Annotated in this window: 12 protein-coding genes; 6 read left to right on the plus strand and 6 right to left on the minus strand. The window is 52.4% G+C overall.

The window, feature by feature from the left end; all coding sequences use genetic code 11:
* Positions 1–358: 358 nt before the first annotated feature.
* The 4 genes from GC090_RS12440 to GC090_RS12455 form a co-directional block, all read right to left on the minus strand.
* Positions 359–1,882, minus strand: coding sequence for a diguanylate cyclase (locus GC090_RS12440; RefSeq protein ID WP_324021597.1), 1,524 nt, complete (start codon positions 1,880–1,882; stop codon positions 359–361).
* A gap of 846 nt (positions 1,883–2,728) precedes the next feature.
* Positions 2,729–2,956 carry a non-oxidative hydroxyarylic acid decarboxylases subunit D gene (locus GC090_RS12445; RefSeq protein WP_072021682.1) on the minus strand — a complete coding sequence of 76 codons (228 nt, stop codon included), beginning with the start codon at positions 2,954–2,956 and terminating at the stop codon, positions 2,729–2,731.
* A 9-nt stretch (positions 2,957–2,965) separates the two neighbouring features.
* Complete coding sequence (locus tag GC090_RS12450) at positions 2,966–4,393, minus strand: non-oxidative hydroxyarylic acid decarboxylases subunit C (RefSeq protein ID WP_205950050.1); 1,428 nt, start codon at positions 4,391–4,393, stop codon at positions 2,966–2,968.
* Between the two features lie 33 nt (positions 4,394–4,426).
* Positions 4,427–4,990, minus strand: a complete 564-nt coding sequence (locus tag GC090_RS12455) for a non-oxidative hydroxyarylic acid decarboxylases subunit B (protein WP_033738417.1) — start codon at positions 4,988–4,990, stop codon at positions 4,427–4,429.
* 198 nt (positions 4,991–5,188) lie between these two features.
* Between GC090_RS12455 and GC090_RS12460 the strand changes: the two genes are divergently transcribed.
* Positions 5,189–5,611, plus strand: a complete 423-nt coding sequence (locus GC090_RS12460; protein WP_324019950.1) for a MarR family winged helix-turn-helix transcriptional regulator — start codon at positions 5,189–5,191, stop codon at positions 5,609–5,611.
* A 107-nt stretch (positions 5,612–5,718) separates the two neighbouring features.
* Here the strand turns inward: GC090_RS12460 and GC090_RS12465 are convergent, their stop codons facing one another.
* Together GC090_RS12465 and GC090_RS12470 are read right to left on the minus strand one after the other, a co-directional pair.
* Positions 5,719–6,669, minus strand: a complete 951-nt coding sequence (locus GC090_RS12465; RefSeq protein WP_324019951.1) for a bifunctional helix-turn-helix transcriptional regulator/GNAT family N-acetyltransferase — start codon at positions 6,667–6,669, stop codon at positions 5,719–5,721.
* A 155-nt stretch (positions 6,670–6,824) separates the two neighbouring features.
* Positions 6,825–7,715 (minus strand): LysR family transcriptional regulator, encoded by an 891-nt coding sequence (locus GC090_RS12470; protein ID WP_324019952.1) that lies wholly within the window; start codon positions 7,713–7,715, stop codon positions 6,825–6,827.
* 98 nt (positions 7,716–7,813) lie between these two features.
* Here GC090_RS12470 and GC090_RS12475 point away from each other — a divergent pair, with 98 nt between their 5' ends.
* From GC090_RS12475 to GC090_RS12495, 5 genes are all read left to right on the plus strand, one after another.
* Positions 7,814–8,872 carry an SDR family oxidoreductase gene (locus tag GC090_RS12475; protein WP_324019953.1) on the plus strand — a complete coding sequence of 353 codons (1,059 nt, stop codon included), beginning with the start codon at positions 7,814–7,816 and terminating at the stop codon, positions 8,870–8,872.
* A gap of 327 nt (positions 8,873–9,199) precedes the next feature.
* A complete protein-coding gene (locus GC090_RS12480) occupies positions 9,200–9,526 on the plus strand; it encodes a four-helix bundle copper-binding protein (protein ID WP_110267640.1) in 327 nt (108 codons plus the stop codon).
* Between the two features lie 858 nt (positions 9,527–10,384).
* Positions 10,385–10,738 (plus strand): DUF1641 domain-containing protein, encoded by a 354-nt coding sequence (locus tag GC090_RS12485; protein ID WP_110267641.1) that lies wholly within the window; start codon positions 10,385–10,387, stop codon positions 10,736–10,738.
* Complete coding sequence (locus GC090_RS12490; RefSeq protein WP_324019955.1) at positions 10,738–12,099, plus strand: cytochrome ubiquinol oxidase subunit I; 1,362 nt, start codon at positions 10,738–10,740, stop codon at positions 12,097–12,099. Before GC090_RS12485 ends, GC090_RS12490 begins: the two co-directional genes overlap by 1 nt.
* Positions 12,096–13,040: a cytochrome d ubiquinol oxidase subunit II gene (locus GC090_RS12495; RefSeq protein ID WP_324019957.1), complete on the plus strand. Its 945-nt coding sequence runs from the start codon at positions 12,096–12,098 to the stop codon at positions 13,038–13,040. Before GC090_RS12490 ends, GC090_RS12495 begins: the two co-directional genes overlap by 4 nt.
* The last annotated feature ends 502 nt before the right edge of the window (positions 13,041–13,542 follow it).

Consider the following 13,542-nt stretch of genomic DNA (forward strand, 5'->3'; position numbering starts at 1 on the left):
TCAACTCAATTAGCTGACCTGCTCCCTGTAAATGAATACGCGGCTTCATTAGCAAACTCTCTACTGTCGGCTGACTGCGCGTGTCCGCTTTTCGCTCAAAGCGGACCCTCATCTCAGTCAGCCTTTCCGCTTTGTGTCAGAAGCAGACGTTGTCACTTCAGGAATTAATGGATGTGCACCGGACTTTCTGGATAACGAAAGATTTTCATAGTTTCTTTAGCGAAGTCTGGGCTGCGTTGTGTGGAAACAGGTTTGTAACCCAGTGGATTTCTGGTCGCTGCCGGATTGAAATAACCCGTATATGTCTTTGCGTGGCTCAGGCAGACGATCGACGCTGAACAACTTAAACCCCATACTTTCAGGACTGACTGTTTCCACTGTGGGCGCGGTTTCTTCCGTTTCGCTTGGCTTGATAAAGCGCGTTATCAGCCTGCTCTTTTAGTCTTTCTGCCTCACTGGCGTCTCCCCTGGCGGTTATCGTCCCGCACCCGGCGCTGACAGTTACGGTCCCGCCCTCTACAGCGGTTGCTTTATGCACCAGTCCGGCATCGGACACGGCCTGCACCGCCCGTTGCGCCACTTTCAGTGCATCAGCCTGACTGGTATTTGGCAGGATGACAGCAAACTCCTCTCCACCGTAACGGGCCACGATATCGTCACTGCGATGAATAACGCTCTTAAGGGCAACACCTACTTTTTTCAGACATTCATCGCCCGTCACGTGCCCGTACGTATCGTTGTAGCGCTTGAAGTAGTCAATATCCACCATAATCAGCGACAGCGGTTCACCTGACTCAGCCGAGCGTTTCAGATTCCTTTCCAGCAGCACATCAAACTGCCTGCGGTTAGCCAGTCCCGTCAGGCCATCCACCAGTGCCAGTGACTGGAGCGTATGGTTAATGCCGGTAAGTTCATCCCTGACCAGCGTCAGCTCCAGCTGGTTTTTTACATTGACTCTGACCTGTCTCAGCATAAATAACCCCATCCCGGTGATGACAAACAGCAGCACGACATTGAGTGCTAAATCGATCAGGTTTTCAGATATCCACTCAGCCCGGGCTTCGTCCCGGTCATATCCTGCCGTCACAATCAGTGGATACCGCTCCAGCCGGGCATAACCAAATATCCGCTCCACACCGTCAAGCGCAGAGCGCCATGACGCACTGCCGCTGTCAGAATTTTTAAGCACGCTCCTGAACAGCGGGCTTGAGGAAAGGCTGCGGTTGATATAGGAATCGGGTAAAGGACGAATGTAAAGCACGGACGTGTCGGCAAGGATAAGCGCCAGCATATCCCGCTTGCCCAGGCTGTAGTAACTGTAGAACTGCCGAAAATAATCCACCTTCACGGTCGCCAGCGCAACCCCTGCAAAATTGCCGGCGGCATCATTCAGCCGGACCGATACCGGTATGACCAAATCGCCCGTTGAGCGGCTTCGGATTACGTGACTGATATGAATCCCTGTATCAGCATGCGTGCGGTGCCAGATAAAATAGTCCCGGTCAGCATTAGTTGCCTTTACCGGCACGAAGCTGCCTGACGTCGCGACCCAGTTACCTTGTTTGTCATAGATAAACAAACCGTGCAGTTGGGGAAGCTTTCCCTGCTGCTCGTGGATTTGCGCTTTAAATGCTGACGTGGAAGCATACTCCGGTCCGTTCAGCGTAAGTTGCCTCACTGCGTCGCTAAGAGTGATGTCCACCTGAAGAAACGCGTCTTCGGCCTGCCTGGCAAGTGAGACGGAAAGATTACGCGCGCCTTCCTCCCGCTCAGAAAGTTTGAGGCGCCAGTCATTCCAGAGAGACCACGCGTTAATACCGACAACCGACAGGGCCGTAACGAGTAAAAATACAGCCAGGCTACGGCCAAGCGATGTCCGCATCAGCGGGGAAGATACGTTATCGGGTAACTGATTCAAGAAGGCATGACTCCGGAAGGTATTAGAAACACTTAAGGATATAGCAGGTGGACGATTTTAAAAGCTTTCTGAGGTTTGACCAGACCTCCCTGGGCGGGCGAACATCTCAACTGCCTTTGCAAGGCTTTTATCATTTGAGTCTCCCCTGTATTGCCCGCCGGACTGGAGAGAGTCCAGGCTGTTTGTCAAAAAGCCAGAAACGCAGATGAGTCACGAAAAGGGATGCTTAACCGTGGACTGATTGCCAGCGGGGAAAGCCAGCGCGATGTGCTGACAGACACAGGGCATCGTTGGTTAGAACAACAGGGAACAGAAATTCCGGACTAATGGGAAGGGAATCATCGTATGTGCCTCGACTTGACCGAGCGTCAGTATCACCTTTCATGTCCACTCGGTTCCGCTCTTCTGGAGGCTTTTATCTCATGGAGATGACTGAGCCGTCTGGGTAAATCCAGAGCGCTGAAGATAACCCTCTCAGGCTGGGAAGCCTTCGGGCACCCTTTTGGTCTTCGTCAGCTACACGGTAACACCACAGCAAAATAGTCCTTTTTTAATTTAGTCATGTGAACCAGCCGCTTTATATTCCTGTGATCGTTACTGCCGTGTGAAGCTGACACCGGCCCCGGTGACGATTACTGTTAACGTGCCCTAAGCTTACTGCTTGCGCCTGCCGATTATTAATTTCACCCACTTAATATCACCGCAGTACAACGTCATGTCATCAAATAATTTTTTGATTCAGTAACAGAAATGAAGCAGGTTTAACGTGGCAAATCATTCATAGCGGGCCTGGGCCCGCCATAAAGGAAATTACCGGGTTAACAGAGGAGGTACAGACGGGACTTCCGGCGCCGTATCAATATCATGTTGGGTCATCCGGAAAGCGTCAGGATAATGTTCCCGCTCCGTTCTTCTGGCCGGCTCTGTGCTGCGCCATGTGTACAGGCAATGCTGACACTGCTGTACCGTCCATACACCCTCAACAGGCGATGTTGCCATCATTTCAATGTGCTCATCAGCACAACGTGGACAAATCATACTCTCTCCTTAACCGCGATTTGATAACAGGGCCGTTAACTTCTCAACCCAGAGTGATGTTTCTGGCAGGTCTTTTACCGGCTGACTGTAGTGGCCGCGTATATCGGGTGCGACCGGTGTCGTCGCATCGATCACAAGTTTATCTGTTATCCCTGCGGGACTAGAGCCCGGGTCCAGTTCCAGTACGGACATGTTTGGCAACTGAACGAGATCGCCTTTTGGATTGACCTTGGAAGACAGGGCCCACATCACCTGAGGCAGGTTAAAGGGATCGACATCTTCATCGACCATGATCACCATCTTGACGTAGCCCAGACCATGCGGCGTCGTCATCGCCCGTAGCCCTACCGCACGGGCAAACCCACCATAGCGTTTCTTAGTAGAAATAATGGCCAGTAAACCGTGCGTGTACATGGCGTTTACAGCCTGCACCTCGGGGAAATCCGCTTTCAATTGTTGATACAGAGGGACGCAGGTTGCCGGGCCTATCAGATAGTCAATTTCGGTCCAGGGCATGCCCAGATACAAGGATTCGAATATGGGCTTAGTGCGGTAGGAGACTTTATCAATCCGCACAACCGTCATCTTGCGACCGCCGGAATAGTGACCGGTAAATTCGCCAAACGGTCCTTCAATCTCACGTTTGCGGCCCTCAATCACGCCTTCAAGAATGACTTCCGATCCCCATGGCACATCAAAGCCTGTCAAAGGGGCCGTCGCGATGGGGTACGGGCTTTCGCGTAATGCACCTGCCATTTCATATTCTGACTGATCGTATTTCAGCGGCGTGGCTCCCATCAGCGTGATAACGGGGTCATTGCCCAGCGAGATAGCCACGGGCAAATCTTCGCCACGTTCTTCCGCCTTGTGAAGATGAAGTGCAATATCGTGCATCGGCACGGGCTGCAGCCCGAGTTTGCGTTTACCTTTCACCTCCATCCGGTAAATTCCAACGTTTTGCTTCCCGAAATGTTCCGGGTCAAGTGGGTCACGTGAAACTACGCAGGCCTTATCAAGATAGAAACCGCCATCGCCATCGTTTAAGCGGAACAGTGGAAGGATGTCGAAGAGGTTGATCTCTTCACCCTCAACGGTATTTTCTGACCAGGGCGCATTGGCGCGCCTTTCTGGAGCCACAGGAAACGTTTCCCAGCGGCGAATGAATTCGTCTATCTGCTGTTTCACTGGTGTATTCAGTGGGAGGCCCAGCGAAATGGCATGGTTTTGCCAGGAACCGATGGTGTTCATCACGACATGAGCATGATGGTAACCCTTAATTTTTTTAAACGAGAGGGCCGGTGCGCCTTCACCCATTCGCCCTGTCGCATTTGCCGCGGCGGCGATATCCGGTTCGGGCAACACCTCTTCATCAATTTCAAGAAGCTGGCCCTGTTCGTCCAGCGCCTTCAGGAAACTACGTAGGTCATCAAACGCCATTATTCACTCTCCATACTCAGAAATTTCTAAAGACTAGTTGAGGCCTTTCCAGCGATTTGCCTTTGGCGAGGCAATTCCAAACTGGTCGAGAACGCGGGCGACGACATGATCGATCACATCATCAATAGTTTTGGGGTGGTTATAAAAAGCGGGCATTGGCGGAACCATAGCGACGCCAAGACGGGAGAGGGCCAGCATATTTTCAAGATGAAGAGGACTGAGAGGCGTCTCTCTGGGAACCAGGACAAGTTTTCTGCCTTCTTTAATGATGACGTCAGCAGCCCGTCCAATGAGCCCTTCCGCGTATCCGATGCGAATGCCAGCTAACGTTTTCATACTGCAGGGAATAATCACCATCCCATCGGTGTGAAAAGAGCCTGACGAGAGGGTAGCGGCCTGGTCGGCAGGACCGTGCACGACATCAGCCATATTCATCACCTCACGCGATGAAAAAGGCGTTTCAAGTTCAATTGTGGTTTTAGCCCACTTGCTCAAGATCAGATGCGTTTCAACCTCGCTGATTTCCTGTAAAACCCTGAGCAGCGCAACCCCTAAAGGCGCGCCTGTGGCTCCCGTCATACCGATGACAATTCTCATCTGACTGCCTCATTAAAATAATGTTCGTGTACGAATGAAATTGACGGTACGCCAGGCACGCCCTGAAAGTCAATTGATTTCTATAGTTACTATTATCAGCGTTATCTTTTATGTCTGCCGACAAAGAGTGTTGAACGGAGGGAATAATGATTTAACATTAGCAGGACACTGCGGGTAAAAAATCAGGAATAAACCTTAATGCACAAAGACTTGAGCAACCTTTTCTTTCATCTGACGCGGAAACTTCTTCAGGAACATACCGCCTTATGGCAGGAAAAGATGCCCTTTCTGACAAAGCAGCAGTTCGCTGTTCTGTCAGCCGTTCATGCTCAACCAGGAATCGAACAACTGGACTTAATGGAGGCGGCGTTGAGTTCAAAGGCTACGCTGGCAGAACTGCTTGTTCGAATGGAACGTAAGGGACTGATCAATCGTGCAGAGGGAAAAAAAGACAAACGTCGTAGATTTATTACGCTGACGGTTCAGGGCGAAGAGATGCTTAAAACTGCGGCACCGATAGCTGAACGCGTTGATTCCCATTTTCTGAACAGGTTAGAAAAAAATGAACAAAACGACGTCATCAGCCTTCTGAAGATCATGTTAAAAAATCCTGTTTCCTGAAAGCATCCTTTCCTTTTCAGAAACAGGTTTAACCGCCGGGTCGTACCCGCAGCGGAATGACAAACCACCAGGGCCATCTTCGCCGCCTGGGAATATTTACGGCGCGGTTAGCGGATTTTGCGGGTAAATTGCTGTTCCGTAATCGTGCTGCCCCATTGATCCCCTTCCCACTCTTTCGATAATTCAAACCTGAATGACTCGTATAAGCGCCTTGCCGCCGTTAGCTTATTAAAGGTCCATAGCTGCACCGCAGAGAACTTCTGCTCATCGCAAAACGCCATCGCCGTTGCCATCAGTTTTCGACCGAGGCCGCTGCCCCGGCAGTCATCGTCAAGAATGAACCAGCGCAGATGCGCCTCATTGTTCCTGAGATCTTCACCATCAATGGCCACAGAGCCAACGATACGATCGTTCATGACTGCCAGCCAGATCTGGTTGCCTTCATTACCGAGACGTCCCGTAAAATCGGCAAGGCCCGCTGCGACCTTTGCTTCGAAAAAGGCACCGAAATTGTGCTCTCTGGCATAGTAACGGCCATGCATCTCCGTAATGCGGCCTGCCATGCCCGGCTGGTAGCCAGTGACGATGCTCACATGGCTGTGTTCATCAAGCTCTGTGTTTTCACGACAGGCTTTGAGTGCGCGGGCGTAGGATGACAGCCCCAGTGAGACAGTGTGCTGTCGCGCAAGGTCAAGCTTTCTCAGCGCAGCGGCGACCCGCTCATCAGCATACTGATTAATCGCCCCCACGGTCTTTATCCCATTGTCTGTGAGCCGCAGGTATTTCGTTCTGCCATCATACGCGGACGGGGCTTCATCCAGCTCACCGGCCTCGACGAGTTTAGTGAGCAGGCGACTCACGCTGGATTTCTCAAGCCCCAGCGTCTCTACCAACTGGGACGCGGTCACGCACCCTTTTGCTTCTGCTTCGAGTAAGGTATGAATGGCAGACGCTGAATAATCGGTTGCCGCCAGGGTCTGATTCATAAAGCCCAGTTCGCGCACCATCAGACGTGATGCAACGCGGATAGTGTTAATGGTGTTTGAGGCTATGTTCATCAGCGTAGACCCTTTACGATATAGTTGTATTATACAACCATATGGCGGGAGATCCTGTCAATCTTGCTACGCGGCTGTGCGGCTGTGCGGCTGTGCGGCTGGCGCAGACTAAAACGCTTTCTGACCCGCTCAGTGCTCGTCTGAACGGACCAGGCTTAACTGTGTATACCCACCAGTTGAGGAAGTAACTGCGCGATCACATCCACAACGCCCCTGACGCTCGGGGGAATAAAACGAGCATCAGGAAAAATCGCATAAAGAAACCTGTCCGGGAGTCGCCATGTCGGCAGGACAGGAACCAGTAACCCCGACGCCAGCCCTTCCGTTGCCAGCGGATGCTGAATGCCCCCGATCCCGATACCTGCCTGAATAGCAGCGATGAGCCCTTCGCTGGTGTTGGCCCGAAAAACGGTGTTCACCTCTAATTCGATTGCCTCCTCTCCTGAAACTAACTGCAGAGGCCTGTCCAGCGCGAGACCGCTGAACCGGATATGAGGCAACTGCGTCAGCTCATCAACTGAATGAATTTGTTTAAATCCCGGCGCCGCATAAAGCCCGGATGTCACGCGGCCCAGCATGCGTACCGCATGTAAGTCTGGCGGTTTGCCCGCCAGCCGCACCGCAACATCTACCCCTTCACTGACCAGGTCGGCAATACGATCATCAAGGGAAAGCTCAAGATGTAATCCGGCGTGCGATTTCTGGAGCGCCAGAAGATGGGGAAGAAAAAGGCGCCCTAAGCCGCTGGGCAACTGCACGCGCACCGTGCCCTGCCACTGCTGATCCCCGGGATTGAGCGCCCTCTCTGCTTCCCGTATGGCATCCAGCAAAGGTTTGATGTCGCGTCTGTACCTCTCTCCCTGCTCAGTGAGCATCATAACGCGCGTTGTCCGGCGAAATAACACCACACCCAGCTCTGCTTCCAGTGCGGCAATCTGCTGACTCACGGCAGACTGTTTCATGCCGATCAGGCGTGCAGCGGCGGAAAAGGAGCCTGCCTCAGCGACCCGCAGGAACGTCGCCATCGCGTTAAGCTTGTTGTTCATTTAATGATTTCACTTATAAGTGCCATCAGTTAAGGGGGATATGCGCAAAAAAATGAATATATCACACTCTCTCCCGTCACCTTATCTGGAGAAAATGCATGAATACGCTGCAAACGAAAAACGTCGCGCTGGTCGCGGGAGCCAGTGGCATTGTCGGGCGTCAGCTCGTTAACACGCTGCTGCAAAATGACTGGGAGGTGATTGGCCTGAGCCGTAACCCATCGCCGCATCTCCAAAACCTACACGTTGTCACCGTAGATTTACGGGATGCCGGGCAGGCCGCACGTGCGCTGCAGCCGTTAACGCATGTCACGCATATTTTTTACAGTGCCTGGCTTAACGCGGCCAACTGGGCCGAAATGGTGGAACCCAACGTCACCATGCTGCGTAATCTGGTGTCCAACATTGATACCGTGGCATCGTTAAAAACGGTAAGCCTGATGCAGGGTTATAAAGTGTATGGCGCACATCTTGGTCCCTTTAAAACGCCTGCGCGTGAAAGCGATCCTGGCGTTGCTGGCGCTGAATTCAATGCGGCTCAACTGACGTGGCTCAGCGATTATCAACGTGGACGGTTATGGCGATGGAATGCTGTCAGGCCGGGCGTAGTAGGCAGTAACGTGCCCGGTAATACCATGAATCTTGCACTGAGCATCGCGCTGTATGCTTCACTTTGTCAGTCGCTGAATCTCCCGCTCCGTTTTCCGGGATCACCGCAGACCTGGGGCAGCATCGTTGATTTTACGGATGCAGGTTTACTCGCTGATGCAACGCTCTGGGCAGCCACCTCACCCGCTGCCTCAAACCAGGCGTTCAACGTCAACAACGGCGATGTCTGGCGCTGGGCTGAACTCTGGCCGTTGATTGCGCGTTGGTTTGAGATTGAATGCGCACCGCCCGTGAGAGTGTCGTTTGAGCGTATGTTCAAAGATTACCGCTCAGTCTGGCGTGAACTTGCGCTGAGCAAGCGTCTGGCAGAATCTGACATTCTGAAGCTGAACGACGGGCAGTTCGCAGACTTTGTTTTTAGCTGGGATTACGACATGTTCGGCGATGGCAGTAAGTTGCGCCGTGCAGGATTTCGGGGCATGCAGGCAACAGATGAGATGTTCTTCCGTCTGTTCAGACAGTTCAGAGCTGCCCGCATAATTCCTTAATCGCTGACCGCCGCGGGTTCCGGCCGGAATAAACAAAAGTGGGCAGTCGGGACGCCCTTGCGCGGGAACAGATCCGTCGTATAAAAAATGCGGGCTTAGCAAACCGCTGATGATGCCTGTGCGTTGATTATGACGCACGGGCGTTATCCCCTCTTTGACGTTAATCGTCGTTTTATGTCCGTCGCGGCATAACGGAATTAAGCACCCATGAATAATTCACCGGAAGTCAACCATGTAGCCTGTATAACCGGTTATTGCGTCATTTCAGCCTTGAATAAACAGCCATCTTCTTCATGCTTATTAATCCACCTTAACTAAGGAGATATTATGCGTGATGAATACAAAAGCTGTATTGAGGCTTGTTATTTGTGTGCAGCCGCATGCGACCATTGTGCCGCCTCATGCCTTGAAGAAGAAAATGTCGATATGATGCGCACGTGCATAAAACTGGATATGCAATGTGCCAATATATGTCGTCTTGCCGCGCAGTTTATGACGCTTAATAGCGAATTTGCGTCAGCGCTTTGTCAGCTCTGTGCGGAGGTCTGTCAGCGGTGTAGCGATGAATGTGGTCAGCACAAACATGACCATTGTCAGGACTGCGCCAGAGCCTGTCACCAGTGTGCTGAACACTGCAGGAAGATGGCCGCATGAGGACAGATTATCAGGCCCGCTTTGGCGGGTTTTTATAAAGGTAAAGGATCAGAGTGAATATTCAGCCTGAAGCTGATGTCACCTCGCTCAAGTCGCGCCAACGCTATCCTGCATGACTCGCCGACTCAGTTTACCGGTTGCCAGGCCCTGTCTGATACGTTCTGCACGGTGACAGGTTTAATGCGTGCATAAAATCATTTTAAAAGGACTGGCACAGGATACAGGAGTTGTAAGCTGTAGCGTTGAAATTCTGTCATTACCTGACTTTCTACAGCACATGTATTCTTTTATGAATCAAAATCCATTTGGAATAACCATTCAGAGCACAGCGGCAAACGAATAGATCAGCGTCTGCGCTTCGTTTATTGCAGCCTGTTATTTCAGGAGTAAGCGGTAACGTGATCATCCCACTCATGACTAAAATTAAGATTATTCCCGAGCGTCTATCCAGCTGCGCTAACTGACTGTTTACAGTTATTAAAAATTTCTGACTGTTATCTTTGACGGCGGTTTTTCATTCATTCAGTCTGCCGGTTCGCCTGCTTTATTCCCGTCTGACAGCTAATTTAAAAAACGTTGAGTAAATTACCCGGTCCGTTTATGCGCAACAGCGAGTCACCCTTTCAGCGCACGGGCCTGTTGGTCAGAAAGGCGAATACGATGGAAACATACTCCTCTGTCTGCGATGCGGAACAGCCGTCAGGCGTCGGCCGTGTTACCCCCTGCCCCCTGAACAGGCGGCCTGTCCAGCGACATTCTTATCGCCGAACCGCCAGACCTGGCGCGGAATTTTCCCGCACCGGGCATACGGCAAGCAGATGCTCTGTCTGGTTGCGGGGAAGCAGACATCGACAGGGTTTGCTGCGTCCTGTCACGGGCAAGGCCGATAGCCACACATCGATTTATGCGCAGCCAGTCAACGACCCGCATCCGCCTGGTGTGCGCAATGCCGTGCAGAAGCGGTTACGGCGCTTTGAGCCGCAGGTAACGATTCCGTCCGGGGCGTTTAATCCGGTGGTGTTAGTCATCGTTCATGCCGCAAAAACGGCGCAGATGGCAGGACGGGCTGATGAGCACATCATCAGGTTAATGAAAGACGAAACGTTACGGCGGGAGATAAAACCGGCCCGGCAAGACATGTGCGCGTCGGGCCAGGAGAGCCGACAATCGTCTGGAAACGGTGTCAGCCGTTACCGTGGTCAGCGAAGCTGATGCCTGAATCCGAAATCGTACTCTTGCTATCGCGCGCGCAGTTTGCGTTGACGATAGGCATGCACATTGTGCTGGCGGCGTTTACCCTGGGGCTTGGCCTGATCATTGTTTTGCTGGAAGGAGCCTGGTTACGCTACCGCCGTTCACACCACTGGCAGGCGCTTCAGTTCTGGATGCGTGTCTTTTCGCTCACGGTTGCAGTGGGTGCCGTCTCGGGTGTGGTCATGGAATTCCAGTTTGGTACCAACTGGAGCCCCTTTGCTCATAAAGTGGGTGGCGTCATGGGCCCGCTGATGTTTTATGAAATCCTGGTGGCGTTTTTCCTGGAGTCAGGCCTGACCGGCGTGATGTTATTTGGTATGGGTAAAATAAACCCAAAACTGCACTTCGTTGTAACCTGCCTGGTCGCGTTAGGGGCTTTCCTCAGCGCATTCTGGATCCTTGCCGCCAACTCCTGGATGCAAACGCCTGTTGGCTATCTCCGCGATGAGCATGGCATTTTCCATGCCAGGAGCTGGATAAGCATCGTCTTCTCTCCCTCGTTTCCACTGCGGTTTACGCATATGGTGCTGGCCTCTCTTATTGCGAGTTTTTGCGTGACTGCCGGGGCCAGTGCATGGCGGTTACTTAAGCAACCCGCCGACCTTGCCGCGAAATGTGTGATGTCATGGTCCCTCTGGCTGCTGCTGATTGCTATGCCGCTGCAAATCGTAACGGGCGATCTGCAGGGCGAAAAAACCCGTGACTACCAGCCTGCTAAACTGGCTGCAATTGAAGGCAGCTGGCGCAGGCCGCCTCAGGGTGAGGGGGAGCCTTTACGCCTTTTCGCCCTGCCCGATCAAAAAGCGCAGGTTAACCACACAGAAGTGGCGATCCCGACAGTGGCCTCACTTTATTTGCGCCATAACCTCACCGGGCACATTAAAAGCCTGAGCGAATTCCAGCCTGATCAACAGCCGCCGGTCTGGCCGGTCTTTTTTGCCTTCCGCGTGATGGTAGGTATGGGGCTCATTATTTTTGTGACCAGCCTGACCGCGCTCTGGCTGCGTTACCGGCGCGCGCTGTGGCCGCGCCGGTTGATGAAGTGGGTTGTGTGCCTGACGCCCGCTGGCTTTATTGCCCTGCTCGCAGGCTGGATCGTGACTGAGGTGGGCCGTCAGCCCTGGACGATCTACGGGTTATTACGTACCGACCAAAGTATTGCTCCCCTTTCCTTATCGACCGTCATCTTCTCTTTCACCGGCATCATCGGGGTGTATTCTCTGGTCTTTGGCCTGGGAATCTACTATTTCTTACGCCTCGTTAATTCGTTCGACAGTCATGCGCTCAGCGACGAAATCAGCACGGAGGCCTCTTCATGAGTCTCGATGATCTGTCCGCCGCCACGGTAGCCTTTTCGTTACTCATCTACCTCTTGCTGGACGGAACCGATCTGGGCGTCGGTTCCGTTATTCTTTTTTTTGATAATGAGCAGGATCGCCGCCGCCTGGTCCAGTCCATCCTGCCTGTGTGGGATGCTAATGAAACCTGGCTTGTCCTGACCGCGGGTGCGCTTTTAGCATTATTTCCCGCGGCCTACAGTCGGATCTTTAATGCTATCTATGTTCCGCTGTTTCTGATGTTTTTCTCCCTCTTTGGCCGTGCGCTGGCGCTGGAATACCGCGGTCAGGCTTCATCTCGCGTTAAGCGCTGGCTTGATTTCGTCCTTTTTATCGCATCGTTTGCGGCCGGTTTTTTGCAGGGCTACATGGCCGGCTTACTGGTGAGCGGTTTACCGGGTCAAACCGAATCTAGCTGGCTGTCGGCATATGCATTAATCAGTGGCCTGGGCATGGTATGGATTAACAGCCTGCTGGCCTGTTGCTGGATACGCTGGCGCGTGGGCGATCAGGCAAACATACGTGCGAGGCAACTGAGTGGGTGGTTACTGGGGCTGACTTTCCTGTTTTTCATTTTTAACATAGCGTATTTACCTGCCCCCTGGCAGAAAGCCCTCTCAACGCTTCCCGGAAAAATAAGCCTCGCGCTTGTCGCACTCTGCTGGGCAGGGCTGATCGTGAAGTTGAAAAGTAACGCCGCTTTATCGCCGTTAATTTTTGCGCTGCTGATGGTGACGTTCACGTTTATCACCCTGATGACCGGCATGTATCCATGGCTGATTCCTGGTACGTTAACGCTGTCTGACGCCTCGTCAGGTGCCTCCGGCCAGTATTTCTTGTTGGCAGGCATCGCCATCATTATGCCCCTGACACTGGCCTACAATAGCTGGGCTTTCTGGGTTTTTCGGGGACGGGTCAAATGATCCCACGGATAACCTGATGGATACGTTCTGGCGCACGAACTGAACGCTGCGGCAGCCTTAACACATTCGCTGCGTTGCGCGATGAGGTTAACCGGTGCACTATCGATTTCATCGATTCGCTTTCTTGCCGTTTCCATTACCGAAAAACGCCCATCTATCCCGTCTTACCTGTTTATAAGTACGCGGCATGACATAACCCTCCGGTTAAATACAGTATTCCAGCCAGACGCGTGTAGCTATCAGCATCGTAATGCCCCCGGAAGTGTCGGTTCTCCCTTTATGCCCGGTGCAGGCGCTCCTTCGCGATGTTCTGCCTAAAACCTGCAGCTGACAGGGTTATCACGTGTACTGATTGACCCGTACACATTGCGCGGTAACAACGCGCTAAAAACGCGGCTTTGACGTTAAGACAGGCTATTTGTGATTAACATCTTATTTACACAATTAACATCCTCTTTTTGCTGGCTTGCCGCTGGGCGATGACTCTATAGTCAATTTATTC

It is taken from the genome of Pantoea sp. JZ29 (assembly GCF_035190385.1).
GTDB lineage: Bacteria > Pseudomonadota > Gammaproteobacteria > Enterobacterales > Enterobacteriaceae > Pantoea > Pantoea stewartii.

Excerpts from the sequence above, each read along its gene's own strand:
- GC090_RS12440 (WP_324021597.1), bottom strand. The coding sequence starts at position 1,882 with ATGCGGACATCGCTTGGCCGTAGCCTGGCTGTATTTTTACTCGTTACG.
- GC090_RS12445 (WP_072021682.1), bottom strand. The coding sequence starts at position 2,956 with ATGATTTGTCCACGTTGTGCTGATGAGCACATTGAAATGATGGCAACA.
- GC090_RS12450 (WP_205950050.1), bottom strand. The coding sequence starts at position 4,393 with ATGGCGTTTGATGACCTACGTAGTTTCCTGAAGGCGCTGGACGAACAG.
- GC090_RS12455 (WP_033738417.1), bottom strand. The coding sequence starts at position 4,990 with ATGAGAATTGTCATCGGTATGACGGGAGCCACAGGCGCGCCTTTAGGG.
- GC090_RS12460 (WP_324019950.1), top strand. The coding sequence starts at position 5,189 with ATGCACAAAGACTTGAGCAACCTTTTCTTTCATCTGACGCGGAAACTT.
- GC090_RS12465 (WP_324019951.1), bottom strand. The coding sequence starts at position 6,669 with ATGAACATAGCCTCAAACACCATTAACACTATCCGCGTTGCATCACGT.
- GC090_RS12470 (WP_324019952.1), bottom strand. The coding sequence starts at position 7,715 with ATGAACAACAAGCTTAACGCGATGGCGACGTTCCTGCGGGTCGCTGAG.
- GC090_RS12475 (WP_324019953.1), top strand. The coding sequence starts at position 7,814 with ATGAATACGCTGCAAACGAAAAACGTCGCGCTGGTCGCGGGAGCCAGT.
- GC090_RS12480 (WP_110267640.1), top strand. The coding sequence starts at position 9,200 with ATGCGTGATGAATACAAAAGCTGTATTGAGGCTTGTTATTTGTGTGCA.
- GC090_RS12490 (WP_324019955.1), top strand. The coding sequence starts at position 10,738 with ATGCCTGAATCCGAAATCGTACTCTTGCTATCGCGCGCGCAGTTTGCG.
- GC090_RS12495 (WP_324019957.1), top strand. The coding sequence starts at position 12,096 with ATGAGTCTCGATGATCTGTCCGCCGCCACGGTAGCCTTTTCGTTACTC.